The sequence below is a fragment of the Pseudomonas sp. NY15435 genome (assembly GCF_048068295.1).
Classification (GTDB): Bacteria; Pseudomonadota; Gammaproteobacteria; order Pseudomonadales; family Pseudomonadaceae; genus Pseudomonas.
Genome location: NZ_JBLUQA010000001.1, coordinates 295,195 through 320,158, shown reverse-complemented (window position 1 = coordinate 320,158; position 24,964 = coordinate 295,195). Strand labels below are relative to the sequence as shown.

Sequence of the window (24,964 nt, the reverse complement as noted above, 5' to 3'; positions counted from 1 at the left end):
ATGGAATGGCTCACAAGCCCTGAGATCTGGGTTGCCTTTCTGACCCTGACTGCCCTGGAAATCGTACTGGGCATCGACAACATCATCTTCATCTCGATCCTGGTGGGCCGCCTGCCACCGGAGCAGCAACCCAAGGCGCGCTTCTTCGGCCTTGCGCTGGCGATGGGCACGCGCATCCTGCTGTTGCTGTCGATCACCTGGGTGATGCGGCTCACCGCCGACCTGTTCACTGTGTTCGAACACGGTATCTCCGGGCGCGACCTGATCCTCTTCTTCGGCGGCCTGTTCCTGCTGTTCAAGAGCACCATGGAAATCTTCCACAGCCTCGAAGGCGCGGAAGAGGGGGGCCAGCAGGGCGGCAAGTCCCGCGGTTTCATGGGCATCATCATCCAGATCGCGATCATCGACATCGTCTTCTCCCTGGACTCGGTGATCACCGCCGTGGGCCTGGTGCAGCACGTGCCGGTGATGGTTGCGGCCATCGTCATCTCGGTCGGCGTGATGATGCTCTCGGCGGGCACCATCAGTGCCTTCATCGAGAAGCACCCGTCGCTGAAGATGCTGGCGCTGTCGTTCCTCATCGTGGTCGGCACCGTGCTGATCGCCGAGGCCTTCGAGATTCACGTGCCCAAGGGCTACGTGTACTTCGCCATGGCCTTCTCGCTGGCGGTGGAGGCAATCAACATCCGCCTGCGCGGCGCCCTGGCGCGCAAGCGTGGCGAGGAGCCGGTGAAGCTGCGCAAGGACATTCCGAGCTGATCGGTCTGTCGTGAAACCAAAAGCCCGGCCCAGCGCCGGGCTTTTGGTTTTTCGTAGGAGCGCGCCTGCTCGCGAACGGAGTTTCCCGGCGACTCCGGAGTTATGGCGGTTCGCGAGCAAGCTCGCTCCTACAGGGCTCCCCCGACCTTCGTCGGCAATGCTGGGCGGCGCAGCCTGACTGAGGCACACTGGGCCTCCGTAACAAATTATTGCGCCTGCCTGGGCGCCGTGAGGTCCGCAATGCTCGCCAGTACCTGGTTCGCCTTCTTCATCGCCTGCTGGGTGATCAGCCTGTCGCCCGGCGCCGGGGCCATCGCCTCGATGTCCTGCGGGCTGCAATACGGCTTCTGGCGCGGCTACTGGAATGCGCTGGGCCTGCAGATCGGCCTCGCCCTGCAGATCGCCATCGTTGCCGCCGGCGTCGGCGCGCTGCTCTCGGCATCGGCCGTGGCGTTCAGCGCGATCAAGTGGTTCGGCGTGGTCTACCTGGTCTATCTCGCCTACCGCCAGTGGACCGCTGCGCCGCAGGTGATGGCGGCGAGCGGCGAGCGGCCCATCGGCCGGCCGCTGACCCTGGTGCTGCGCGGCTTCCTGGTCAACGCCAGCAACCCCAAGGCGGTGATCTTCATGCTCGCGGTACTGCCGCAGTTCGTCGACCCGCACCGCCCGATGGCAATCCAGTACGTGATCATGGGCGCGACCATGATCACCGTCGACCTGATCGTCATGGCCGGCTACACCGGATTGGCTGCCCGCGTGCTGCGTGCTTTGCGTTCGCAGCGTCAGCAGCGGGTGATGAACCGTACTTTCGCTACCCTCTTCGTGGGCGCCGCCGCGCTGCTTGCCACTGTCCGCCGCGCCCCGGCCTGAGGGCGTTTGAGGAGAACTTGCGGAAATGCCGGAGTGTCCGCACGGTCACTCCAGGCGCAACTTCGCAGGACATTGTCCTTGCATAGACGGAAACCTGAGGTGACAATTTAATCTCTTTCATTCTCATTTAACTTCCCGTATGCGCCCCTCCAAACTTTTCGTCTGGCTGTTGCCGCTGGTCGGCCTTTTCAGCCTTGGAGCTCAAGCCGACACGGCTGTCGACCCCTCCCAAGCCCTTCACCTGCTCAGCTATCTCGCTGCCGACTACCCGGCCACCGTCACCGACGGCAAGGTCGTGGACGAGAGCGAATACAAGGAGCAGCTGGAGTTCGTCGGTAATCTGCAGTCGCTGATCGTCACCCTGCCGGCCGTTCCCGAGCGTGCGGACCTGGAGAAGGACGCCGCCAGCCTCAAGCAGGCCATCGAGCAGCGCCGCCCCGGCAAGCAGGTTGCCCAGCAGGCCCGTCACCTGGAGGCGCGCGTCGCTGATCTCTACCAGGTGGTGCAGACGCCTTCGATCACCCCGGACCCGACCCGCGCCGCCGAGATCTACACCCAGCAATGCTCGATCTGCCACGGTGATACCGGCAAGGGCGACGGCCCGGCGGGTATCGGCCTGGAGCCGCCGCCGGCCAACCTGACCGACCGCGCGCGCCTCGACCAGCTGAGCCTGTACGATCTGCGCAACGTCATCGGCCTGGGCGTATCCGGCACCGACATGCCGGCCTTCGCCGACCAGCTCGACGAGCGTCAGCGCTGGGACCTGGCAGCCTATATCGCCGGCCTCAGCGCTGGTCAGGCCAAGGCCGATCCGGCCCACGCCTACCCGCTGGCGACTCTCTCGACGCAGACCCCGGCCGACGTTGCCGAACGCGATGGTGAGGCGGCGGCCGAGAGCTTCCGTGCCCTGCGTGCCCATCCTCCGCTGGAGCACCGTGGCCCGGCGCAGCAGATCGACTACACCAGTGCGACGCTGGACAAGAGTTTCGCCGTGTACCGCTCCGGCGACCACGACCAGGCCTACGACCTCTCCGTGGCGGCCTACCTGGAAGGCTTCGAGCTGGTGGAAAGCTCGCTGGACAACGTCGACGCCGACCTGCGCAAGGCCACCGAGAAGCAGTTGATGGCGTACCGTCAGGCGCTGCGTGACGGTCTGCCGGAAGCCGAGGTGGCGCAACAGCTGGCGCTGGCCAAGGCCAAGCTGGTGGACGCCGCCAAGGCCCTTAGCGGCGACTCGCTGAGCTTCTCCATCAGCTTCCTCTCGGCCCTGCTGATCCTGCTGCGCGAAGGCGTGGAAGCGATCCTGGTGCTGGCCGCGATCCTCGCCTTCCTGCGCAATACCGGGCAGGAGAAAGCAGTGCGTGGCGTGCACATCGGCTGGGGCCTGGCCTTCGTTGCCGGTTTCGCCACCTGGGCGGTCGCGGCCTACGTCATCGACATCGGCGGCGCCCAGCGCGAGCTGATGGAGGGCTTCACCTCGCTGTTCGCCTGCGTGATGGTGCTCTGGCTTGGCGTGTGGATGCATGACCGTCGCCACGCCGCCGCCTGGCAGGACTACATTCGCAGCAGCCTGGTGGGCGGTGGTGGCCGCTTCGGCTTCGCCGTGCTGGCCTTCTTCTCGGTCTACCGCGAGCTGTTCGAGGTCATCCTGTTCTACGAAACCCTCTGGCTGCAGGCCGGCCCGGCCGGTCACAACGCGGTGATCGCCGGTGCTGGCACCGCCGTGGTGATCCTGATCGCCATTGCCTTCGTGATCCTGCGTGGCTCGGCGAAGCTGCCGCTGAAGCTGTTCTTCACCGTCAACGCCGCGCTGCTCTGCGCCCTGTCGGTGGTGTTCGCCGGCCATGGCGTGGTCGCCCTGCAGGAAGCCGGCGTGATCGGCACTCGTCCGGTGCCGTTCTTCGACTTCGACTGGCTCGGCATCAAGGCCGACGCCTACTCGCTGTCGGCCCAGGCCGTGGCGCTGCTGGCGGTGGCCGTGCTCTACGGACGCAGCTACTTCTCCGAGCGCCGCAAGGCCGCCGAGATCGCTTCGTCCTGAGGCAATAGCTGAGCGACCCACGACGGCCAGTGCGATACTGGCCGTCGTGCTTTCTGGAGAATGGTTTTCTGATGCGTATCTGGATCGATGCCGATGCCTGCCCGCGCGCGGCCAAGGACCTGGTGGCGAAATTCGCCCTCAAGCGCAAGCTGGAGGTGGTGATGGTTGCCGGCCAGCCCGTGGCCAAGCCGCCGTTCGCCTGTGTCAGCCTGATCGTTGTGCCCAGCGGGATGGACGCCGCCGACGATTACCTGGTGGAGCAGGCCGAGCCCGGCGACCTGGTGATCTGTAGCGACGTGCCGCTGGCCGATCGGCTGGTGAAGAAGGGCGTCGATGCGCTGGACCCACGTGGCCGCGAGTTCGACGAGAAGAACATGGGCGAACGACTGGCCGTGCGTAACCTGTTCACCGACCTGCGCGAACAGGGCCAGGTGGGAGGAGGGCAGGCGCCCTACGGCGACAAGGACCGCCAGGCCTTCGCCAACGGCCTGGATCGGCTGCTGACGCGGCTGCTGCGTGAGGCAGAGGCCCGCAAGCCCTGAAACGAAAACGCCCGGCATTGCCGGGCGTTTTCATTTCAATGGGCTGGATCGGTGTGGCATCGGTTCGCGAGCAAGCTCGTTCCTACAGGGTGCGGCCGCTCCGGGTAGGAGCGAGCTTGCTCGCGAACGTTCGACGCTCAATTGCTTCAGGCCAGCTCCAGCACCCGATCCACGGCCTTGTTGATGCCGCTGGCGGCTTCGGCGATGGACTGCGCCAGCATGTATGCCGGGGTTGTGACCAGTTTGTGGTCCTTGTCCTCGACGATGTCTTCCACGGCGCAGTCGATGTGCTTGGCACCCATGTTGGTCAGCGCCTGGGCGGTACCTTCGTCGGTGCCGATGGTGCATTCCACGCCTTCGCCATAGATGCGCGCGGCCATGGCCGGGGCGATGCAGAACAGCCCGACCGGCTTCTTCGCCGCGGCGAAGGCCTTGGCCAGGGCCAGTACGTCCGGCTGCACTTCGCACTGGTCGCCCTTGAAGGCGAAGTCGCTGAGGTTCTTCGCGGCGCCGAAGCCGCCGGGCACGACCAACGCGTCGAAATCTTCGACCTTGGCCTCGCGGATGTCCTTGATCTCGCCACGGGCAATGCGCGCGGATTCCACCAGTACGTTGCGTTTTTCGGCCATCTCCTCGCCGGTGAGGTGATTGAGCACATGGTGCTGCTCGATGTTCGGCGCGAAACACTGGACCTGCGCGCCGCGCTGGGACAGGCGCAGGAGGGTGATCACGCTCTCGTGGATTTCCGCGCCGTCGTAGACGCCACAACCGGAGAGGATAACGGCAACTTTCTTCATGGACTGCTCCTGTACGAGGGGGCCGGGGCTGTCGCGATATGCCGCCCGGGCTGTCGCCGACGGCCGTGGCCGGCGTCGGGCAAGGGACTAGGATCCTTGTTCATAAGCATAACGATTCGGTCGCGCCATGAACTACATCCTCTTCGCCGTGCCCTTCTTTTTCCTCCTGATCGCGATCGAGTTGCTCGCCGACCGCTGGCGCGGCCTGCGCACCTATCGTCTGAGCGATGCGCTGAACAGCCTCAGCGCCGGCGTGCTGTCCACCACCAGTGGTCTGCTGACCAAGGGCCTGGCGCTGGTCACTTACACCCTGGCCTGGCAGCAGCTCGCATTGCTCGAGCTGTCGGCCAAGAGCCTGTGGGTCTGGGCTTTCGCCTTCGTCTTCTACGACTTCTGCTACTACTGGAACCACCGCCTGGGCCACGAGCGCAACGTGCTCTGGGCTGCACACTCGGTGCACCATCAGAGCGAGGACTACAACCTCTCCACTGCGCTGAGGCAGACCAGCACCGGCTTCATCTTCGGCTGGATCTTCTACCTGCCCATGGCCATCGCCGGCGTGCCGCCGCTGGTGTTCCTCACCGTCGGTGCGCTGAACCTGCTCTACCAGTTCTGGGTGCACACCCGGCACATCCCCAAGCTGGGCTGGTTCGAATGGATTTTCATCACCCCGTCCAACCACCGCGTCCACCACGCACAGAACCCTGTTTACATGGATCGCAACTACGGCGGGGTGTTCATTATTTGGGACCGTCTGTTCGGCACCTTCCAGGAGGAACTGGACGAGGAGCCGGTGGTGTTCGGCGTGACCGTGCCACTGGCCAGCTGGAACCCGTTGTGGGCCAACCTGCAGGTGTACGCGCACCTGTGGAACGACGCGCGCCGCGCCGGCAGTTCCTGGGACAAGCTGCGCATCTGGTTCATGCGCACCGGCTGGCGCCCCGATGACGTCGCCCAGCGCTACCCGATGGCCAAGCCGGACCTGGCGTCCTTCCGCAAGTTCGAGGTGCCGCTGACGCGCGGCCGCCAGTGGTACGCCGGGCTGCAGTTCGCCACCTATGTGGTGGTCGGCACCTGGCTGCTGGGCGTCGGGGAACACTGGCAGGTGCTGCCGCTGGTGATCGGCTGGAGCTGGATGGCTTTCGGGCTCTACGCCATCGGCTGTTGGCTGGAGAATCGAAGCTGGGCGCTGCGCCTGGAACTGCTGCGATTGGCGCTGAACGTGCTGGCAGTGGCGGCTATGGCGCTGTGGGGAGGCATCGAGCTGCCACAGTGGGCGCCCTGGGCGCTGGCAGTCTACTCGCTGCTCAGCCTGATCGGTCTGTCGGGCCTGCGGCGCGCCGAACGCCTGCCGCAGGCGGCCTGATCGGCCGGCGTGGTCAGTCGGTCTTGCTGGCCTTGAAGCGGCGGCGCAGCCAGAACAGCAGGCCGATCACCACCAGGCCGCCGAGGACCATGAGTTCGTACTTCTTGATGTTGCCCAGCACGCCTTCGAGCACGCTGCCGAAGTAGAAGGCGGCGCTGCCCAGCACGGTAGCCCAGACGATGGCGCCAATACCGTTGAGCAGCAGGTAGCGCGCCGGAGGGTAGCCTGACAGGCCGATGGCCACCGGCATCACGGTGCGCAGACCGTAGACGAAACGGAAGCTCAGCACCCACAGGTCGGGGTGTTTGCGCACGTGCTCCAGCGCCTTGTCACCCATTTTCTGCCAGCGCGGCTTGCGCGCGAGCAGCTTGCGCCCGTGGCGACGGCCGAGGAAATACCAGAGCTGGTCGCCCGCGTAACTCCCGAAGAACGCCACCGCGATGACGTACTCCAGCTGCATGTAGCCGCGGAAAGCCAGGAAGCCGGCCAGGACCAGAATGGTCTCACCCTCGAAGAACGTGCCGAGAAACAGCGCGAAGTAGCCGAAATCCTGCAGGAATTGTTGGAGCATTATCGAGGCAACGCAGCGAAATGAACGCGAAGCCTAACCCGGTTGTCGCCCGCAGGGAAGGCACCCCAGTCTGCACAACTGACCTGGAACAAGTCTGTGCCGGTGCAGAGCGGCGGTGTGCCGCTGCGGCAGGATGCCGCGACCAAGGGTCACTGTTACCGGTTGTTACCAATCGGTCATAATTCAGGGCTATAACTGTCAGACTGTGCCTGCTGTATCAGGCCCTGGAGTACGCCGTGAGCTTCATTCCCGCCGATCGTGCCTTCCCCTTTACCCGACTGCGTCGTAACCGTCGCGACGAATTTTCCCGCCGCCTGGTTCGCGAAAACGTCCTGACCACCAACAACCTGATCCTTCCGGTATTCGTCCTCGACGGCAAGAATCAGCGTGAAGCGGTGCCCTCGATGCCGGGTGTGGAGCGCATGTCCATCGACCTGCTGCTCAAGGAAGCCGAAGAACTGGTGGAGCTGGGCATCCCGGCGCTGGCGCTGTTCCCGGTGACCCCGCTGGAGAAGAAATCCCTCGATGGCGCCGAAGCCTTCAACCCCGACGGCATCGCCCAGCGCGCCACCCGCGCCCTGCGCGAGCGCTTCCCGGAACTGGGCATCATCACCGACGTGGCGCTGGACCCGTTCACCAGCCACGGCCAGGATGGCATCCTCGACGAGGACGGCTACGTCCTGAACGACATTTCCGTTGATGTGCTGGTCAAGCAGGCACTTTCCCACGCCGAAGCCGGCGCCCAGGTCGTGGCCCCCTCGGACATGATGGATGGCCGTATCGGCGCGATCCGCGAGGCCCTGGAATCCACCGGTCACATCAACACCCGCATCATGGCCTACTCGGCCAAGTACGCCAGCGCCTACTACGGCCCGTTCCGCGACGCCGTCGGCTCCGCCGCCAACCTGGGCAAGGGCAACAAGGCCACCTACCAGATGGACCCGGCCAACAGCGACGAAGCGCTGCACGAGATCTACGCCGACCTCGCCGAGGGCGCCGACATGATCATGGTCAAGCCGGGCATGCCGTATCTCGACATCGTTCGCCGCGCCAAGGACGAATTCCGCGCGCCGACCTTTGTCTACCAGGTGAGCGGCGAGTACGCGATGCACATGGCCGCGATCAACAACGGCTGGCTCAGCGAGGCGGTGATCCTCGAATCCCTGCTGGCCTTCAAACGCGCGGGCGCAGATGGCATCCTGACCTACTTCGCCAAGCGCGCGGCACAACAATTGAAAATGAAAAGCGGGGGCTGACCCCGTCGATGAGACGAGCGATGAATACCGAAGGCATTAGCGAAACCGAAGTTATCGAAGCTGACACCACCGCTGAAATCACCGAAGTCGTCGTGACGGAGGTCGCCGAGGCGACGCCGCCTCCCGCCGAACCGGCGGTTCCGGCGATCAACGTGGACGACAGTGCCCTCTACATTCATCGCGAGCTCTCGCAGCTGCAGTTCAACATCCGCGTGCTGGAACAGGCGCTGGATGAGTCCTACCCGCTGCTGGAACGCCTGAAGTTCCTGCTGATCTTCTCCAGCAACCTCGACGAGTTCTTCGAGATTCGTGTTGCCGGTCTGAAGAAGCAGATCACCTTCGCCCGCGAGCAGGCCGGGGCCGACGGCCTGCTGCCGCACCAGGCGCTGGCGCGCATCAGCGAGCAGGTGCACGAGCAGGTCGCCCGCCAGTACAGCATTCTCAACGACATCCTGTTGCCGGAGCTGGCCAAGCACGACATCCGCTTCATCCGCCGCCGCTACTGGACGCCGAAGATCAAGGCCTGGGTCCGTCGCTTCTTCCGCGACGAGATTGCACCCATCGTCACCCCGATCGGCCTCGACCCGACTCACCCGTTCCCGCTGCTGGTGAACAAGAGCCTGAACTTCATGGTCGAGCTAGAGGGCCTGGACGCCTTCGGCCGCGACTCCGGCCTTGCGATCATCCCGGCGCCGCGTTCGCTGCCGCGGATCATCCGCCTGCCGGAGGAAGTTGCCGGCCCCGGCGACAACTACGTGTTCCTGTCGTCGATGATCCACGCCCACGCCGACGACCTGTTCCACGGCATGAAGGTGAAGGGCTGCTACCAGTTCCGCCTGACCCGTAACGCCGACCTCTCGGTGGACGCCGAGGACGTCGAGGACCTGGCCCGCGCCCTGCGCGGCGAGCTGTTCTCGCGCCGCTATGGCGACGCCGTGCGCCTGGAGGTGGTGGATACCTGCCCGGTGCCCCTGTCTAATTACCTGCTCAAGCAGTTCGGCCTGTCCGAGACCGAACTGTACCGCGTCAGCGGGCCGGTCAACCTGACGCGCCTGTTCAGCGTCACCGGCCTCGCCAGCCACCCGGAGCTGCAGTCGCCACCGTTCACCCCGACGATTCCCAAGCTGCTGCAGAAGAAGGAAAACCTCTTCAACGTGCTGGGCAAGCTCGACGTGCTGCTGATGCACCCGTTCGAGTCCTTCACCCCGGTGATCGACCTGCTGCGCCAGGCCGCCAAGGACCCCAGCGTGCTGGCGATCAAGCAGACGCTGTACCGCTCCGGCGCCAACTCCGAGATCGTCGACGCGCTGGTGGAAGCCGCGCGTAACGGCAAGGAGGTCACCGTGGTGATCGAGCTGCGAGCGCGTTTCGACGAAGAATCCAACCTGCAACTGGCCAGCCGCCTGCAGCAGGCCGGCGCGGTGGTGATCTACGGTGTGGTCGGCTTCAAGACCCACGCCAAGATGATGCTGATCCTGCGTCGCGAGGACGGCGAGCTGCGCCGCTACGCGCACCTGGGCACCGGCAACTACCACGCCGGCAACGCCCGCCTGTACACCGACTACAGCCTGCTGACTGCCGACGTGGCGCTCTGCGAGGACCTGCACAAGCTGTTCAACCAGCTGATCGGCATGGGCAAGACGCTGCGCATGAAGAAGCTCCTGCACGCGCCCTTCACCCTGAAGAAGAACCTGCTGGAGATGATCAACCGCGAGGCCGCCCAAGCCGCCGAGGGCAAGCCGGCGCACATCATGGCCAAGGTCAACTCGCTGACCGATGCCAAGGTCATCCGCGCGCTGTACAAGGCCAGCCAGGCCGGCGTGAAGATCGACCTGGTGGTGCGCGGCATGTGCTGCCTGCGTCCGGGCGTGCCGGGCGTATCGCACAACATCCAGGTGCGCTCGATCATCGGCCGCTTCCTCGAGCACAGCCGGATCTACTACTTCCTCAACGGCGGCGAGGAGAAGCTCTATCTCTCCAGCGCCGACTGGATGGAGCGTAACCTCGACATGCGCGTGGAGACCTGCTTCCCGGTAGAAGGCAAGAAGCTCGTGCTGCGGGTGAAGAAGGAACTGGAGTCCTACCTGACCGACAATACCCAGGCCTGGGTGCTGCAGTCCGACGGCAGCTACGTGCGCCAGAGCCCCAGCGGTAACCAGAACGCCCGCAACGCCCAGGCGACGCTGCTGGAGCGCCTGTGCACGCCGGTGATCAGCGTTCGCTGATCCTCCCGGTGGTATCGAAAGCCCTGCCTCGGCAGGGCTTTTTTGTGCCCGAGTGCTTTTCGTGGGAGCGAGCTTGCTCGCGAACATTGCCCGGCGGAGTGGCGGGGTTCGCGAGCAAGCTCGCTCCTACAGATCATGCCGGGGCTGGCGCGCGAAATGAAAAGGCCCCGGCGTTTGCGCGCCGGGGCCTTTGTCGTTCGTGGTAGCGATCAGCTCACGCTGAGCGAATAGCCCACGCGCTTGAGCCACTCGGCTTCCTGTTCGAAGTCCGCCTGGGTCAGCGGGTTGGCCGCCAGCCAGCCATCGGGGAAGCGCACGTCCAGCGATTTGCCCGAAGCCTTCAGGGCCACCGCCGGCATTTCCTGGGTGCCACGGATGTGGTGGAAGAGAATGGCGAAGCGCAGCACGATGCACAGGCGGATCAGCTTGTCGCCCTCGTCGCCCAGCTCGTTGAACTTGTCCACCGGGATATTGCGGCGGTGGCCGCGCACCAGCAGCGCCAGGGTCAGCTGGTCCAGGCGCGAGAAGCCGGCCAGGTCCGAGTGCTCCAGCAGGTAGGCGCCATGCTTGTGGTAGTGGTAGTGAGCGATGTCCAGGCCCAACTCGTGCACGCGCGCAGCCCACATCAGCAGCTCGCGGTGGCCTTCGTCGTTCAGGTCCCAGGCCTTGGCGACCTGGTCCAGGGATTCCAGCGCCTTGGCTTCGACGCGCGCGGCCTGCTCCGGATCGACGTGGTAGCGCTCCATGAGCGCGCCGATGGTGCGCTCGCGGACGTCCTCGTGGTGGTGGCGGCCCAGCAGGTCGTAGAGCACGCCTTCGCGCAGGGCGCCTTCGGAGTGGGTCATGCGGGTCAGTTCGAGGGCGTCGAACAGCGCCTCGAGGATCGCCATGCCGGCCGGGAAGATCGGCCGGCGGTCCGGCTTGATGCCGTCGATGTCGAGCTTCTCGACCTCGCCCAGCTTGAACATCTTGCGCTTGAGCCAGGCCAGGCCGTCGGGATTGATCTCGCCGTTGCCATGGCCGCCGGCCTGGATCGCCAGGCAGATGGCGCGGATGGTGCCGGAGGCCCCGACGGCCTCGTCCCAGCCCAGGCGGCGCAGGCTGTTCTCGATGCTCATCAGCTCCAGGCGGGCCGAGGTGTAGGCCTGGGCGTAGCGCGCCGGGGTGATCTTGCCGTCCTTGAAGTAGCGCTGGGTGAAGCTCACGCAGCCCATCTGCAGGCTCTCGCGCAGCTGCGATTCGAACTGCTGGCCGATGATGAACTCGGTGCTGCCGCCGCCGATGTCGACCACCAGGCGCTTGCCGGGGTTGTCGGGCAGGGTGTGGGAGACGCCGAGGTAGATCAGGCGCGCCTCTTCACGGCCAGAGATGACTTCCACCGGGTGCCCGAGTATCTGGTCGGCGACGCGGATGAATTCGGCGCGGTTGCGCGCTTCGCGCAGGGCGTTGGTGCCCACGACACGCACCGAACCCGGCGGCATGCCGTTGATGAACTGGGCGAACTGCTTCAGACAGTCGTAGCCGCGTTGCATCGCTTCGGCGGTGAGCATGCGGTCTTCGCCGATACCGGCAGCCAGTTGGACCTTCTCGCCCAATCGCTCGAGGATGCGGATCTCGCCGTGATCGGCCTTCGCCAAAACCATGTGGAAACTGTTCGAGCCAAGGTCAATGGCCGCGATCATCGGGAAGGTCTTGGCAGGGGTATGGGGCATAGGGAGAGGTCCGGGTAAATACGGAAGACATCCTGCCATTTTAGGCAGGTAGTGCCAATGAAGGGGTTGTCACCGATCAGAAGTCACCGCGGCAGCGATAGATACACTCAATCGGCTGTGCCTTTCGGTGTGGGCCGAGGCGGGATATGATGGCGGACACTTTTTCGCATCCGATTGACGGAGAGAATACATGAGCGAACATATCGTCAATGTTACCGATGCCAGCTTCGAGCAGGACGTACTGAAGTCCGACGGTCCGGTGCTGGTCGACTACTGGGCCGAATGGTGCGGCCCGTGCAAGATGATTGCCCCGGTACTCGACGAGATCGCCAAGGACTATCAGGGCAAGCTGAAAGTCTGCAAGCTGAACATCGACGAGAACCAGGACACCCCGCCCAAGTACGGCGTGCGCGGCATTCCGACCCTGATGCTGTTCAAGGGCGGCAACGTCGAAGCGACCAAGGTCGGCGCACTGTCCAAGTCGCAGCTGGCTGCCTTCCTCGACAGCAACATCTGAGTCGAAGAAGCTCGAAAAGCCCCGCCAACGCGCGGGGTTTTTTCGTTATTGCCCCTAGACGCTCCGAAACTCGGGTGTTAAATTCGGGCGCACAACGAGTATTTCGTTGTTCCCTGCAAGCCGTCGCCGACGCACTTCCTATTCGAATTCCAAGCGATCCTGTCCGTCATCTACGGCGCGGCTCTTCAAGCATCACGCTTGTTCCCTTTTCCCCTTTCAGCGTATTTACGTCCCTTCTATGAATCTGACCGAACTCAAGCAAAAGCCGATTGCCGAATTGCTGGAAATGTCCGATGCCATGGGCCTGGAAAACATGGCTCGTTCGCGCAAACAGGACATCATCTTCGCGCTGCTGAAGAAGCACGCGAAAAGCGGCGAGGAAATCTCCGGTGACGGCGTGCTGGAGATTCTCCAGGATGGCTTCGGCTTCCTGCGCTCCGCCGATTCCTCGTACCTGGCCGGCCCCGACGACATCTACGTCTCGCCCAGCCAGATCCGTCGCTTCAACCTGCGCACGGGCGATACCATCATCGGCAAGATTCGTCCGCCGAAGGAAGGCGAGCGTTATTTCGCCCTGCTGAAAGTCGACTCGATCAACTTCGATCGTCCGGAGAACGCGAAGAACAAGATTCTCTTCGAGAACCTGACGCCGCTGTTCCCGACCAAGCGCCTGACCATGGAAGCCGGCAACGGCTCCACCGAGGACCTCACCGGCCGTGTGATCGACCTCTGCTCGCCGATCGGCAAGGGCCAGCGCGGCCTGATCGTCGCCCCGCCGAAAGCGGGCAAGACCATCATGCTGCAGAACATCGCCTCGAACATCACCCGCAACAACCCCGAGTGCCACCTGATCGTCCTGCTGATCGACGAGCGCCCGGAAGAAGTGACCGAGATGCAGCGCACCGTGCGCGGCGAAGTGGTTGCTTCCACCTTCGACGAGCCGCCGACCCGCCACGTGCAGGTTGCCGAAATGGTGATCGAGAAGGCCAAGCGCCTGGTCGAGCACAAGAAGGACGTGATCATCCTGCTCGACTCCATCACCCGTCTGGCCCGTGCCTACAACACCGTGATCCCCAGCTCTGGCAAGGTGCTCACCGGTGGTGTCGATGCCCACGCTCTGGAAAAGCCCAAGCGCTTCTTCGGCGCCGCGCGCAATATCGAGGAAGGCGGTTCGCTGACCATCCTCGCCACCGCGCTGATCGAAACCGGCTCGAAGATGGACGAAGTGATCTACGAGGAATTCAAGGGTACCGGTAACTCGGAACTCATCCTCGACCGTCGCATCTCGGAAAAACGTGTATTCCCGGCGATCAACATAAACCGCTCGGGCACCCGTCGCGAAGAGTTGCTCACCGGTGAGGAAGAGCTGCAGCGCATGTGGATTCTGCGCAAGATCCTCCACCCGATGGACGAGATCGCCGCCGTGGAGTTCCTGCTGGACAAGCTGCGCCAGACCAAGACGAACGACGAGTTCTTCGACTCGATGAAGCGCAGCAAGTAAGCGCTCTGCGAGACCAACGAGGCCGGGGAAACCCGGCCTTCGTGTTTCTGCAAGGCGCTGATAGGCGGTAGACTGTCGCATCATCCTGCCGCCATCGAGACCCTCATGCAGTATCGCGACCTGCGCGAGTTCATTGCTGCCCTGGAGCAGCGCGGACAGCTCAAGCGCATCCAGGCGCCGGTATCCCCGGTGCTGGAAATGACCGAGGTGTGCGACCGCACCCTGCGCGCCAAGGGCCCGGCCCTGCTGTTCGAAAAGCCCACCGGCTTCGACATGCCCGTACTCGGCAACCTGTTCGGCACGCCTGAGCGCGTGGCGCTGGGCATGGGCGCCGAGGACGTCTCCGAGCTGCGCGAGATCGGCAAGCTGCTGGCCTTCCTCAAGGAGCCGGAGCCGCCCAAGGGGCTGAAGGACGCCTGGTCCAAGCTGCCGATCTTCAAGAAGGTCATCAACATGGCGCCCAAGGTCCTCAAGGACGCGCCGTGCCAGGAAGTGATCGAGGAGGGCGACGATGTCGACCTGTCAAAGCTGCCGGTGCAGACCTGCTGGCCCGGCGACGTCGCGCCGCTGATCACCTGGGGCCTGACGGTCACCCGCGGGCCGAACAAGGAACGGCAGAACCTGGGCATCTACCGCCAGCAGGTGATCGGGCGCAACAAGGTCATCATGCGCTGGCTCAGCCACCGTGGCGGCGCGCTGGATTTCCGCGAGTGGTGCCAGAAGCATCCCGGCCAGCCCTATCCCGTGGCTGTGGCCCTGGGCGCGGACCCGGCGACCATCCTCGGCGCCGTGACCCCGGTGCCGGACAACCTCTCCGAGTACGCCTTCGCCGGCCTGCTGCGCGGCCACAAGACCGAGCTGGTCAAGTGCATCGGCAGCGACCTGCAGGTGCCGGCCAGCGCCGAGATCGTCCTCGAAGGGGTGATCCATCCCGGTGAGATGGCCGATGAAGGTCCGTACGGCGACCACACCGGCTACTACAACGAGGTGGACCGCTTCCCGGTATTCACCGTCGAGCGCATCACCCGCCGGCAGAAACCGATCTACCACAGCACCTACACCGGCCGCCCGCCGGACGAGCCGGCGATCCTCGGTGTGGCGCTGAACGAAGTCTTCGTGCCGATCCTGCAGAAGCAGTTCCCCGAGATCACCGACTTCTACCTGCCGCCCGAAGGGTGCTCCTACCGCATGGCGGTGGTGACCATGAAGAAGCAGTACCCCGGCCACGCCAAGCGCGTGATGCTGGGTGTCTGGTCGTTCCTGCGACAGTTCATGTACACCAAGTTCGTCATAGTCACGGACGACGACATCAATGCCCGCGACTGGAACGATGTGATCTGGGCCATCACCACGCGCATGGACCCCAAGCGCGACACGGTGATGATCGATAACACGCCGATCGACTACCTGGACTTTGCCTCGCCGATTTCGGGGCTGGGTTCGAAGATGGGCCTGGACGCCACCCACAAGTGGCCGGGCGAGACCAGCCGCGAGTGGGGCCGGGTGATCGAGAAGGACCCGGCGGTGACCCGCCGCGTCGACGAAATCTGGGCGAGCCTGGGCATCGATTGATAGGGCCGCCCCCTGTAGGAGCGAGGGGGACGCCCAGTCCTTGCTCGCGAACATGACTCCGCTGCGGGGCTGGGTTCGCGAGCACGCTCGCTCCTACATGAACAACAACGAGAACATCGCTTGAAAGTGACCTTGCAACCCTCCGGCGCCCAGCTCGACCTGCGGCCCGGGGAACGTATCCTCGACGGTGCGCGGCGCCTGGGCTACGAGTGCCCGCAGAGCTGCCGCAACGGCAACTGCCATATCTGCGCGGCGCTGCTGGTGGAAGGCCGTGTGCGCCAGGATGGCGAGGTGCGCGACCACGGCGAACTCTTCACCTGCCTGGCTGAACCGCTGGAAGACTGTGTGCTGCACTGGGACGGCGTCCTGGCCCCCGGCGAGCTGCCGGTGCGCAAGCTGTCCTGCCAGTTGACCCTCTGCGAGCCGGTCGGCGGCGACGTCTGGCGCGTGCGCCTGCGTGCTCCGGCCGGCAAGCCGCCGCGCTACCACGCCGGGCAGTACCTGCTGATCGAGCGCGAGGGCAGCGATCCGGCGGCCTTCTCCCTGGCCTCCGCGCCGCAGGACGGGCGGGACCTGGAGCTGCACATCCTGGCCCGCGAGAACAGCGCCATCGAACTGCTGGCCCAGTTGCAGCGCGATCGCTTCGCCCGCGTGCAGATGCCCTTTGGCGATGCGCACCTGGCCGATCTGCCGGACGGCCCGCTGGTGCTGATCGCCGCGGGCACCGGTATGGCGCAGATGCACAGCCTGATCGAATTCTGCCGCGCCGCCGGCTTCGTCCACCCGGTACACCTGTACTGGGGCGTGCGCCGCCCGGAGGACTTCTACGAGCTGCCGCACTGGGAAGAGTGGGAAAGCGTGGCCAACCTGCATCTGCACAAGATCGTCAGCGACCTGTGCGGCTGGCAGGGGCGCTGCGGCCTGTTGCACGAAGCGGTGTGCGAGGACTTCGCCGAGCTGTCCGGCCTGCGCGTTTACGCCAGCGGCTCGCCGGCGATGGTCTACGGCACGCTGGATGCGTTGGTCGCCGCAGGCATGGACCCGCACCAGATGCGCGCCGACGTCTTCGCCTACGCCCCGCGAGGCTGATTCGAGCCCGCAACGCTTTTGGTAGGAGCGAGCTTGCTCGCGAACCGCACGGCACCGGCATATCCGGTAACTCTGGTTCGCGAGCAAGCTCGCTCCTACAGGTCCCGCTGTGTCGCGGCGCCGAGGGAGAATTCCTCCTGCAGCGCCGCACGAATCCAGTCCTCGAACCAGGCCACGTCGGCGCTTACAGCACCGGTAGGCAGCAGCAGTTGGTAGCTTTCCAGCGGTACTTCCTCGGGCAGCGGCCGCACCAGCGTGCCGGCGGCCAGTTGGTGCTTCACCAGCACCAGGTTGGCCAGGGCGATGCCGTGGCCGGCTTCGGCCATGGACAGGGCGTGGTCGTTGCTGACGTAGAGCACGTCGGAGTTCACCCGCAGGTCCAGCCCGATGGTGGATAGCCAGAGGTTCCACCATTCGCCGTCGTCGACGTGGATCAGCTTGTGCTGCGCCAGCTCGTGCACGCTGGTCAGCGGGCCGTGCTGTTCGAGGTAGGAGGGCGAGCACACCGGGAAAACCGCTGGCCGCACCAGAGTAGCGTGGCACTGCGGGTAGACGCCCGGAAGCCCGTAGACTATCCCCAGATCGGCGCTTTTGCCGTCAACTTCAGTGAAAGTCGGGTTGGGTTCCACCGCCACTTTCAGGCCGGGGCGTTGCTGGCGCAGTGTCTCCAGGCGCGGCATCAGCCAGCGCTTGGCGAAGGCGGGCACCACCATGATCTTCAACCAGCGCGCGGTGCCGCCCGGCGCCAGTTCGTGGCCGGCGTCGGCGATCTGCTGCAGGGCTGTGGATATCTTCGCGTAGTAGCGCTGCCCGGCGGGCGTCAAGCTCACCCCGCGCGGGGTGCGCTCGAACAACTGCACGCCCAGCCAGTCCTCCAGCAGCTTCACGTGACGGCCGATGGCCGGCTGCGTCACATGCAGGTCTTTCGAGGCGGCGACATAGCTGCCCAGCCGGGCGGCGGCCTCGAAGGCGCGGACGGCATTGAGCGGCGGAAGGCGCTGGATGGACATGGCGTGGCCTCGGGGGGTATCAGCTTTTTAGCTGTTAAATTATTTAATATCGAATGTAAGAAAATTGAGCTTTCCGCTCAACCACCTTTCTTCGAATATCCGCCTCAACAACACCACAACTTGGGCCTGACCCAAGGCCAGCGCTGCAATCCAGCGTCTCTAGTCCTGCCAGAACAACTACAAGATCCCCCGACCGCCTGCTGGTGGCGGAAGGGAAGGTACGGAGGTTTCACCATGAGTGCCCTGCACAGCCTGCAGACGGCGGCGGTCTCCATCCGCTCCGTGCGCAAGGTCTACGGCGATCCGGCGAGCGGTCCCGTCGCTCTGAAATGCGTCGACCTGGATATCCGCGACAACGAATTCTTCACCCTGCTCGGCCCCTCGGGCTGCGGCAAGACCACCCTGCTGCGGATGATCGCCGGCTTCGAGTTCCCCACCTCCGGGGAAATCCAACTCTACGGCGAGAACATCGCCGACCGGCCGCCCTTCGAGCGCCCGGTGAATACCGTGTTCCAGCACTATGCGCTGTTCCCGCACATGACCATCGCCGAGAATCTGGCCTTCGGCCTGGAGTCCCACCCGATGGGCCAGCGCATGAGCAAGGCGCAGGTTGCCGAGCGCGTCCGCGAGATGCTCGCCCTGGTGCAGATGGAGCGCTTCGCCCAGCGCAAGCCGACCCAGCTCTCCGGCGGCCAGCAACAGCGCGTCGCCCTGGCCCGCGCGTTGGCGCCGCATCCCAAGGTGCTGCTGCTCGACGAGCCGCTTTCCGCGCTCGACCTCAAGCTGCGCCAGGCCATGCGCGAAGAGCTCAAGGCGATCCAGTCCAAGACCGGCATCACCTTCATCTTCGTCACCCATGACCAGGAAGAAGCCCTGACCATGTCCGACCGCATCGCCGTGCTCTCCGAGGGCGAGGTGCAGCAGGTCGGCCGTCCCGACGACATCTACGAAAACCCGCGCAATCGCTTCGTCGCCGACTTCATCGGCGAGACCAACTTCCTCCCGGCTCGCGTCGAGAACTTCGACGGCGAGCGCGCGTACTACCGGATTGCCGGCGATCAGTTGATCGAGGCCGGCAGCCGCGAGGGCCTGAAGGTCGGCGCCGAGGTCACGCTGTCGATCCGCCCGGAGCGCCTGCAACTGGTGGCCGAGGACACCCCGTCCGCCACGCCCTGCAACGTCGTCCAGCAGATCTACCTGGGCACCGACCTGCAGTACCAGGTCAGCCTTGCCGACGGCACCCGCCTGACAGTCCGCGCGCCCAACAGCGCCGGCCAGCGTGGGCGGCTGGCAGCCGGGCAGCGCGCCGGGCTGCTGTTCGAAAAAGGCAGTGCCAGCGTCCTCGTGGACTGAGCGGAGGTGTGCATGAACCGGTTATCCACAACCGCCGGCAATTCGCTGGAGCGGCGCCAGGCGCTGCGCAGCTTCCTCGGTGTGTCGCCCGCGCTGGTTTCCATCGGCCTGTTCCTGATCGTGCCGATCTTCATCGTCGTCGGTTACTCGCTGATGCAAGCCAACCCCTATGGTGGGGTGAACCCGCACTTCAGCGTCGACGCCTATGTCTCGCTGCTGTTCGAGCGGCAGCTCGACGACAGCCTGGCCTTCGCCGACTCGTACATGGTGATCGCGCTGCGCTCCATCGGCATCGCTGCGGCGACCACCGTCATCACCCTACTGGTGGGCTTCCCGGTGGCGGTGTGGCTGGCGATGCAGCCGGCGCACCGTCGCGGCCTGCTGATCTTCCTGATCACCGTGCCGTTCTGGGCCAACCTGCTGATCCGCACCTACGCCTGGATCCTGCTGCTGCGCGGCACCGGCGTGGTCAACGGCACGCTGATGAGCCTCGGCATCATCCACCAGCCGCTGAATATGCTCTACACCGACGGCGCCGTACTGCTGGGGCTGGTCTACACCTACGCGCCCTTCGTGGTGCTGCCGATCTACGCCACCCTCGAGAAGATGGACATGCGCCTGCTCGAGGCTGCCCAGGACCTCTACGCCGGACGCATCCGCACCCTGCGCAAGGTCGTCCTGCCGATCGCCCGTCCGGGCATCCTGGCCGGCGCCATCCTCACCTTCGTGCCGTGCCTGGGCGCGATGATCGCCCCCGAACTGCTCGGCGGCGGCACCAAGATGATGCTCGGCAACCTGATCTTCCGGCAGTTCAGCGACTCGCGGAACTGGCCCTTTGGTGCGGCGCTGTCGCTGGTGCTGATGGGCGCGGTGATGCTGGTGCTGATGTTCTATGCGATGCGCGCCGAACGCCTGCGTATCGCCCGGGGAGGTGAATGATGCTCTCGCTGCTGACCAAGCGCCGCCTTGGCGTACAGGATTTCCGTGGCTTCGGCGTCCTGAGTTTCCTGTTCTATCTCTACCTGTACGCGCCCATCGTGGTGCTGGTGGTGCTCTCGTTCAACGCCAACCAGTCCGCCACCGTGTGGACCGGCTTCAGCTTCGACTGGTACCGCGCCGCTTTCGCCAACCAGGCGCTGCGCCAGGCCGCCGGCAACAGCCTGCTGATCGCCGTGTGCGCCAGCGTGATTGCCACGGCGATCGCCACCCTGGCCGCGCTGGGCACCTCGCGCGGGGCCAAGTTCAAGGGCCTGCGCCTGTCCATGGGGGCGATCATGTTGCCGCTGGTGCTGCCCGAGATCGTGGTCGGCGTCGCCACCCTGGCGCTGTTCTCCACCCTCGGCCTGTCGCTGGGCTACGGCAACCTGATCATCGCCCACACGGTGTTCTGCATCCCGTTCGCCTACCTGCCGATCCGCGCGCGCCTCAACGACATGGACCTGTCCCTGGAGCAGGCCGCCGCCGACCTCTACGCCGGGCCCTGGCGGACTTTCCGAAAGGTCACCCTGCCGCTGCTGATGCCGGGGATCTTCTCCGGGTTGATGCTGGCCTTCATCGTCTCGCTGGATAACTTCGTGATTTCGATGATGGTCTCCCAGGCCGGCACCACCACCTTGCCGATCTTCATCTTCGGCCTGCTGCGCATGGGCGTGACGCCTGATGTGAACGCGGTGTCGACCCTGATCCTCGGCGTTTCCGTGCTGTTCGTAACCCTGTCGTTCCTGCTCGGCAAGAAGAAGGCCTGAGCCCACATACCGGAGTAGAAGATGAGCAAACTGATCGCTGCTGTAGGGGCCTCGCTGACGCTGGCCATGGCCGTCCACGCGCAAGCCGCCGAGCAACTGAACGTGGTGAGCTGGAGTGGCTATTTCACCCCGCAGATCCTGGAGAAGTTCGAGAAGGAAAGCGGCATCAAGGTGACCGTGGATTCCTACGATTCCAACGAAACGCTGCTGGCCAAGCTCAAGCAGGGGGGCGCCGGCTACGACGTGGCGATTCCTTCCCACGCCTTCGTGCCGATCCTGATCCAGGAAAAGCTGCTGGAGCGCTTCGACCCGGCCAGCCAGCCGTACTACGCCAACGTCGAGGACAACCTGAAGAAGCCCGCCTGGGACCCGGAGGGCGCCTACGCCGTGCCCTTCATCTGGGGCACCACCAGCGTGGTGCTGGACAGCGCCAGGTACAGCGGCCCGGCCGACAGTTACTCGGTGCTGTTCACCCCGCCCAAGGAGCTGCAGGGCAAGATCAACATGTTCGACTCGGCCAGCGAGGTGATCGACACCGCCAGCCTCTACCTGGGCATCCCGCTGTGCAGCGAGGACCCCAAGCAGATGCAACAGGTGCTGACCCTGCTGAAGAACCAGAAACCCTTCGTGAAGACCTACAGCTCCAAGGCTGGCTCGATCCGCGAGAACCTGGCCTCGGGCGAAGTCGACATGTCGATGTTCTGGGGCGGCTCGTCGATGCGTGCGCGTGAGATGAAGTCCAGCCTGAAGTACCTCTACCCGAAAGAGGGCGTGATGGCCTGGGTGGACAACCTGGTGATCCCTGCCGGCGCCAAGCATCCGGAGAACGCGAAGAAGTTCATCGCCTTCCTCAGCCAGCCGGAAAACTCGGCGCTGACCCAGAACTTCCTCAAGCACCAGAGCCCGATCAAGGGCGTGGAGCCCTTCCTCGATGCCAGCCTGAAGGATGCGCCGGAACTGCACATCCCCGAGGGCACCAAGGTGGTGTTCAGCAAGACCTGCGGCGAAGGCGCGATCCGCCTGGCCGACCGCATCTGGACCAACCTGATGCGCTGATCCCCGCCCGACGGGAACACGGCACGGCGATGCACGCGTGCGCCAGCTTGGCGCAGCGGCATCGCTCGGCCTGCAGAACGCAACAAGCCCCGCTCAAGTGCGGGGTCGCTGAACCCGACTGACGCTTCCCATCGACCGGAAGCCTGATGAAAAAAGGCCGCGCTCCATGAGCCAGTACAAGCACAACAACGAACTCGTCCAGCTCCAGGCCCACGAACTGGCCCAGCGCATCCGCCTGCGCCAGGTTTCCTGCCGTGAAGTGATGCAGGCGCACCTCGAGCAGATCGAGCGCTTCAACCCGGCGGTCAACGCCATCGTCAGCCAGCAACCCGAAGCCCTTCTGCTGGCCGAAGCCGACCAGCGCGACGCCGAGCTGGCGCGTGGCGAATACCGCGGCTGGATGCACGGCCTGCCGCACGCGGTGAAGGACCTGTCGCTGACCCAGGGCATCCGCACCACCCTCGGCTCGCCGCTGTTCCGCGACTACCTGCCCGAGCGCGACGGCATCATGGTCGAGCGCATCAAGGCGGCCGGCGCGATCATCATCGGCAAGACCAACACCCCCGAATTCGGCCTCGGCTCCCACAGCTACAACCCGATCTTCGGTGCCACCGGCTGCGCCTACGCGCCCGAACGCACCGCCGGCGGCAGCAGCGGTGGCGCGGCGGCGGCGCTGGCGCTGCAGATGGTCCCGGTGGCCGACGGCAGCGACATGATGGGCTCGTTGCGCAACCCGGCGGCCTTCAACAACATCATCGGCTTCCGTCCGTCCCAGGGGCGCGTGCCCTTCGACGACAGCGCCGACCTGTTCATCGACCAGCTCGGCTACGAAGGCCCGATGGGCCGCAGCGTGCGCGACGTGGCTTTGCTGCTGTCGGTACAGGCCGGTGGCGATGCCCGTGCGCCGCTGTCCATTGCCGAGAGCGGCGAGCAGTTTGCCGGCAAGCTGGAACGTGATTTCAAGGGCGCACGCCTGGGCTGGCTGGGCGACCTGGGCGGGCACCTGACGATGGAGAAAGGCGTGCTGGAGCTCTGCCGGAAATCCTTCGCTGACTTCGAAGCCATCGGCTGCCACGTCGAGGACACCGCCATGGGTTTCTCGCCCGAGCGCCTCTGGGACACCTGGCGCACCCTGCGCCACTGGATGGTCGCCGGCTCCCTGGGCGGGGCCTACACCGACCCGGCCAAGCACGAGTTGCTCAAGCCCGAGGCAATCTGGGAGGTGGAGAACGGCCTGAAGCTTTCCGCCATGGATGTGTTCCGCGCCTCCGCCGCGCGCAGCGACTGGTACCGTGCGATCAGCAAGCTGTTCGAGCGCTACGACTACCTGCTGCTGCCCAGTGCCCAGGTGTTCCCGTTCGACAAGACCTGGGACTGGCCGAAAGAGATCGCTGGCAAGGCCATGGACACCTACCACCGCTGGATGGAAGTGGTGATCCCGGCCACCCTGTCCGGTTGCCCGGCGGCCAACGTGCCGGTGGGCTTCAATGAGCAGGGCCTGCCCATGGGCCTGCAGATCATCGGCAGGCACCAGGCCGACATGGCCGTGCTGCAACTGGCCCATGCCTATGAGCAGGCTTCGCGCTGGTACCAGCGCTGCCCGCCGCCGATGCTGGCGGGGGATTGATTCACTTTTCCACAAGCTGAGGGGGATGCATGAACATCAGCTTCTTCCAGGAACTGCTGCAGAGCATCAGCGAGCGCGGCCGGCAATTGCTCGAGTCGCGCGAGCCGGCGCCGGCCAATGCCCAGGCGCTGGCGCAGGCCTGCCGCAAACTGATCTCCGGCCACGGCGAGGCCTCCGGCGTGGCCTTGGCGCGGCAGGTGCTGTGCGCCTATCGCGACTGTCCCGAGGAGCAGCAGAAGGCCTTCTTCGACACGCTGCTCAAGGATTTTGCGCCGCCTCACGAGGCGCTGGCCGCCGCCTGCCAGCGTTATCTGGACGATCCTTCGTCGGCCAACACCACGAAGCTGTTCGAGGCCAGCGAACCGCCGCGCCAGGAGCTGTTCCGCCGCCTCAACCAGGCGCCGGGAGGCACGACTGAACTGATCGCCATGCGTCGCCGGCTGCTGGGGGAACTCAAGGGCAAACCCGAGTTGGCGGCGGTGGACCATGACCTGCAGCACCTGCTGGCGTCCTGGTTCAACCGCGGTTTCCTGGTGCTGCGGCGCATCGACTGGTCGACGCCGGCGTCGATCCTGGAAAAAATCATCAAGTACGAGGCCGTCCACGCCATCAAGGACTGGGACGACCTGCGCAGCCGGCTGCAGCCGGCCGACCGCCGTTGCTTCGCCTTCTTCCACCCGGCGCTGGCCGACGAGCCGCTGATCTTCGTCGAGGTGGCGCTGACCCGGGCGATGCCGGGTGCCATCGCTGACATTCTGGAGCCTGGTTCGCCGGCGCAGCCGCTGGAAGAACCCGACACCGCTGTCTTCTACTCCATCAGCAACTGCCAGGACGGCCTGCGCGGCATCTCCTTCGGCAACTTCCTGATCAAGCAGGTGGTGGAGGAGCTGGCGCGGGAGATTCCGAGCCTGCGCCAGTACGTCACGCTGTCGCCGGTGCCTGGCTTCCGCCGCTGGCTCGACGGCCTGGGCGCTGACCCGCAGCTGGGCTCGGCGGCTGCCGACCTGCTCAAGGCGCTCAAGCCCGATGCGCCGCCTCCACCTCGCACTGAAGAACCCATGCTGGCGCTGGCCGCCGAGTATTTCCTGCACGCCAAGAATGGCGCCGGCCTGCCGCTGGACCCGGTGGCGCGTTTCCACCTGGGCAACGGTGCCCGCCTGGAACGCCTGAACTGGCGTGGCGACCTGTCCGCCAGCGGCCTGCGCCAGGCCGCCGGGTTGATGGTCAATTACCGCTACGAACTGCGCCAGATCGAAAAGAACCACGAAGCCTACGCCAACCAGGGCGCGGTCGCGGCCTCACCCGAGGTACGCAAGCTGGCCACCCTGACGGTGAAAACAAAACGCTAGGACCTC

At 65.1% G+C, this 24,964-nt stretch carries 21 protein-coding genes; 17 read left to right on the top strand and 4 right to left on the bottom strand.

Annotated elements, in window-relative coordinates:
- From ACNFH5_RS01505 to ACNFH5_RS01490, 4 genes are all read left to right on the top strand, one after another.
- A complete protein-coding gene (locus ACNFH5_RS01505) occupies nucleotides 1–759 on the top strand; it encodes a TerC family protein (protein ID WP_045213198.1) in 759 nt (252 codons plus the stop codon).
- Nucleotides 760–999: 240 nt separating this feature from the next.
- Nucleotides 1,000–1,629 carry a LysE family transporter gene (locus tag ACNFH5_RS01500; protein ID WP_054910211.1) on the top strand — a complete coding sequence of 210 codons (630 nt, stop codon included), beginning with the start codon at nucleotides 1,000–1,002 and terminating at the stop codon, nucleotides 1,627–1,629.
- A gap of 139 nt (nucleotides 1,630–1,768) precedes the next feature.
- A complete protein-coding gene (locus tag ACNFH5_RS01495; protein ID WP_416743690.1) occupies nucleotides 1,769–3,670 on the top strand; it encodes an FTR1 family protein in 1,902 nt (633 codons plus the stop codon).
- A gap of 71 nt (nucleotides 3,671–3,741) precedes the next feature.
- Nucleotides 3,742–4,212: a YaiI/YqxD family protein gene (locus ACNFH5_RS01490; RefSeq protein ID WP_416743688.1), complete on the top strand. Its 471-nt coding sequence runs from the start codon at nucleotides 3,742–3,744 to the stop codon at nucleotides 4,210–4,212.
- A 146-nt stretch (nucleotides 4,213–4,358) separates the two neighbouring features.
- Here ACNFH5_RS01490 and elbB read toward each other — a convergent pair whose 3' ends face one another.
- Nucleotides 4,359–5,009, bottom strand: a complete 651-nt coding sequence (gene elbB, locus ACNFH5_RS01485) for an isoprenoid biosynthesis glyoxalase ElbB (RefSeq protein ID WP_416743686.1) — start codon at nucleotides 5,007–5,009, stop codon at nucleotides 4,359–4,361.
- A gap of 127 nt (nucleotides 5,010–5,136) precedes the next feature.
- Here elbB and ACNFH5_RS01480 point away from each other — a divergent pair, with 127 nt between their 5' ends.
- Nucleotides 5,137–6,375, top strand: coding sequence for a sterol desaturase family protein (locus ACNFH5_RS01480; protein ID WP_416743685.1), 1,239 nt, complete (start codon nucleotides 5,137–5,139; stop codon nucleotides 6,373–6,375).
- A 13-nt stretch (nucleotides 6,376–6,388) separates the two neighbouring features.
- On the opposite strand, the gene ACNFH5_RS01475 is transcribed toward ACNFH5_RS01480, so the two are convergent.
- Nucleotides 6,389–6,949 carry a DedA family protein gene (locus ACNFH5_RS01475; RefSeq protein WP_026079304.1) on the bottom strand — a complete coding sequence of 187 codons (561 nt, stop codon included), beginning with the start codon at nucleotides 6,947–6,949 and terminating at the stop codon, nucleotides 6,389–6,391.
- A gap of 233 nt (nucleotides 6,950–7,182) precedes the next feature.
- Between ACNFH5_RS01475 and hemB the strand changes: the two genes are divergently transcribed.
- On the top strand, nucleotides 7,183–8,202 hold the full coding sequence (gene hemB / locus ACNFH5_RS01470) for a porphobilinogen synthase (protein ID WP_416743684.1): 1,020 nt from the start codon (nucleotides 7,183–7,185) through the stop codon (nucleotides 8,200–8,202).
- Nucleotides 8,203–8,222: 20 nt separating this feature from the next.
- Nucleotides 8,223–10,427, top strand: coding sequence for a polyphosphate kinase 1 (gene ppk1, locus ACNFH5_RS01465; protein ID WP_416743683.1), 2,205 nt, complete (start codon nucleotides 8,223–8,225; stop codon nucleotides 10,425–10,427).
- A 209-nt stretch (nucleotides 10,428–10,636) separates the two neighbouring features.
- Here ppk1 and ppx read toward each other — a convergent pair whose 3' ends face one another.
- Complete coding sequence (gene ppx / locus ACNFH5_RS01460) at nucleotides 10,637–12,139, bottom strand: exopolyphosphatase (protein WP_416743681.1); 1,503 nt, start codon at nucleotides 12,137–12,139, stop codon at nucleotides 10,637–10,639.
- Between the two features lie 190 nt (nucleotides 12,140–12,329).
- Here ppx and trxA point away from each other — a divergent pair, with 190 nt between their 5' ends.
- The 4 genes from trxA (at nucleotide 12,330) to ACNFH5_RS01440 (ending at nucleotide 16,818) form a co-directional block, all read left to right on the top strand.
- Nucleotides 12,330–12,656 carry a thioredoxin TrxA gene (trxA, locus tag ACNFH5_RS01455; protein WP_015475045.1) on the top strand — a complete coding sequence of 109 codons (327 nt, stop codon included), beginning with the start codon at nucleotides 12,330–12,332 and terminating at the stop codon, nucleotides 12,654–12,656.
- Between the two features lie 238 nt (nucleotides 12,657–12,894).
- Nucleotides 12,895–14,157 (top strand): transcription termination factor Rho, encoded by a 1,263-nt coding sequence (rho, locus tag ACNFH5_RS01450; protein ID WP_015475046.1) that lies wholly within the window; start codon nucleotides 12,895–12,897, stop codon nucleotides 14,155–14,157.
- Nucleotides 14,158–14,262: 105 nt separating this feature from the next.
- Nucleotides 14,263–15,729 carry a 4-hydroxy-3-polyprenylbenzoate decarboxylase gene (ubiD, locus tag ACNFH5_RS01445; RefSeq protein ID WP_169935069.1) on the top strand — a complete coding sequence of 489 codons (1,467 nt, stop codon included), beginning with the start codon at nucleotides 14,263–14,265 and terminating at the stop codon, nucleotides 15,727–15,729.
- A gap of 120 nt (nucleotides 15,730–15,849) precedes the next feature.
- The gene (locus ACNFH5_RS01440; RefSeq protein WP_416743680.1) at nucleotides 15,850–16,818 is read left to right on the top strand and encodes a CDP-6-deoxy-delta-3,4-glucoseen reductase; all 969 of its coding nucleotides are present in this window, start codon (nucleotides 15,850–15,852) and stop codon (nucleotides 16,816–16,818) included.
- Between the two features lie 95 nt (nucleotides 16,819–16,913).
- Here the strand turns inward: ACNFH5_RS01440 and ACNFH5_RS01435 are convergent, their stop codons facing one another.
- Entirely contained in the window at nucleotides 16,914–17,828 is a 915-nt protein-coding gene (locus ACNFH5_RS01435) for a LysR substrate-binding domain-containing protein (RefSeq protein ID WP_416743678.1), read from the bottom strand.
- A 234-nt stretch (nucleotides 17,829–18,062) separates the two neighbouring features.
- Between ACNFH5_RS01435 and ACNFH5_RS01430 the strand changes: the two genes are divergently transcribed.
- The 6 genes from ACNFH5_RS01430 to ACNFH5_RS01405 all read left to right on the top strand — a co-directional run bounded on the left by ACNFH5_RS01430 (nucleotide 18,063) and on the right by ACNFH5_RS01405 (nucleotide 24,958).
- On the top strand, nucleotides 18,063–19,181 hold the full coding sequence (locus tag ACNFH5_RS01430) for an ABC transporter ATP-binding protein (RefSeq protein ID WP_416743676.1): 1,119 nt from the start codon (nucleotides 18,063–18,065) through the stop codon (nucleotides 19,179–19,181).
- 12 nt (nucleotides 19,182–19,193) lie between these two features.
- Nucleotides 19,194–20,120, top strand: a complete 927-nt coding sequence (locus tag ACNFH5_RS01425) for an ABC transporter permease (RefSeq protein WP_416743675.1) — start codon at nucleotides 19,194–19,196, stop codon at nucleotides 20,118–20,120.
- Nucleotides 20,120–20,926 carry an ABC transporter permease gene (locus tag ACNFH5_RS01420; protein ID WP_416744370.1) on the top strand — a complete coding sequence of 269 codons (807 nt, stop codon included), beginning with the start codon at nucleotides 20,120–20,122 and terminating at the stop codon, nucleotides 20,924–20,926. Before ACNFH5_RS01425 ends, ACNFH5_RS01420 begins: the two co-directional genes overlap by 1 nt.
- Before the next feature lie 21 nt (nucleotides 20,927–20,947).
- The gene (locus tag ACNFH5_RS01415) at nucleotides 20,948–21,982 is read left to right on the top strand and encodes an extracellular solute-binding protein (protein ID WP_416743673.1); all 1,035 of its coding nucleotides are present in this window, start codon (nucleotides 20,948–20,950) and stop codon (nucleotides 21,980–21,982) included.
- A 166-nt stretch (nucleotides 21,983–22,148) separates the two neighbouring features.
- Entirely contained in the window at nucleotides 22,149–23,609 is a 1,461-nt protein-coding gene (locus ACNFH5_RS01410) for an amidase (protein WP_416743671.1), read from the top strand.
- Between the two features lie 29 nt (nucleotides 23,610–23,638).
- Nucleotides 23,639–24,958 (top strand): malonyl-CoA decarboxylase, encoded by a 1,320-nt coding sequence (locus ACNFH5_RS01405; protein WP_416743670.1) that lies wholly within the window; start codon nucleotides 23,639–23,641, stop codon nucleotides 24,956–24,958.
- Nucleotides 24,959–24,964: the final 6 nt, after the last annotated feature.

Bases quoted from the DNA above. Each gene is read 5' to 3' on its own strand.
- ubiD (WP_169935069.1), top strand. From the start codon at position 14,263: ATGCAGTATCGCGACCTGCGCGAGTTCATTGCTGCCCTGGAGCAGCGC.
- ACNFH5_RS01435 (WP_416743678.1), bottom strand. From the start codon at position 17,828: ATGTCCATCCAGCGCCTTCCGCCGCTCAATGCCGTCCGCGCCTTCGAG.
- ACNFH5_RS01420 (WP_416744370.1), top strand. From the start codon at position 20,120: ATGCTCTCGCTGCTGACCAAGCGCCGCCTTGGCGTACAGGATTTCCGT.
- ppx (WP_416743681.1), bottom strand. From the start codon at position 12,139: ATGCCCCATACCCCTGCCAAGACCTTCCCGATGATCGCGGCCATTGAC.
- rho (WP_015475046.1), top strand. From the start codon at position 12,895: ATGAATCTGACCGAACTCAAGCAAAAGCCGATTGCCGAATTGCTGGAA.
- ACNFH5_RS01425 (WP_416743675.1), top strand. From the start codon at position 19,194: ATGAACCGGTTATCCACAACCGCCGGCAATTCGCTGGAGCGGCGCCAG.
- ACNFH5_RS01480 (WP_416743685.1), top strand. From the start codon at position 5,137: ATGAACTACATCCTCTTCGCCGTGCCCTTCTTTTTCCTCCTGATCGCG.
- ACNFH5_RS01405 (WP_416743670.1), top strand. From the start codon at position 23,639: ATGAACATCAGCTTCTTCCAGGAACTGCTGCAGAGCATCAGCGAGCGC.
- ACNFH5_RS01410 (WP_416743671.1), top strand. From the start codon at position 22,149: ATGAGCCAGTACAAGCACAACAACGAACTCGTCCAGCTCCAGGCCCAC.
- ACNFH5_RS01495 (WP_416743690.1), top strand. From the start codon at position 1,769: ATGCGCCCCTCCAAACTTTTCGTCTGGCTGTTGCCGCTGGTCGGCCTT.
- ppk1 (WP_416743683.1), top strand. From the start codon at position 8,223: ATGAATACCGAAGGCATTAGCGAAACCGAAGTTATCGAAGCTGACACC.
- ACNFH5_RS01500 (WP_054910211.1), top strand. From the start codon at position 1,000: ATGCTCGCCAGTACCTGGTTCGCCTTCTTCATCGCCTGCTGGGTGATC.
- ACNFH5_RS01430 (WP_416743676.1), top strand. From the start codon at position 18,063: ATGAGTGCCCTGCACAGCCTGCAGACGGCGGCGGTCTCCATCCGCTCC.
- elbB (WP_416743686.1), bottom strand. From the start codon at position 5,009: ATGAAGAAAGTTGCCGTTATCCTCTCCGGTTGTGGCGTCTACGACGGC.
- trxA (WP_015475045.1), top strand. From the start codon at position 12,330: ATGAGCGAACATATCGTCAATGTTACCGATGCCAGCTTCGAGCAGGAC.
- ACNFH5_RS01505 (WP_045213198.1), top strand. From the start codon at position 1: ATGGAATGGCTCACAAGCCCTGAGATCTGGGTTGCCTTTCTGACCCTG.
- ACNFH5_RS01490 (WP_416743688.1), top strand. From the start codon at position 3,742: ATGCGTATCTGGATCGATGCCGATGCCTGCCCGCGCGCGGCCAAGGAC.
- ACNFH5_RS01415 (WP_416743673.1), top strand. From the start codon at position 20,948: ATGAGCAAACTGATCGCTGCTGTAGGGGCCTCGCTGACGCTGGCCATG.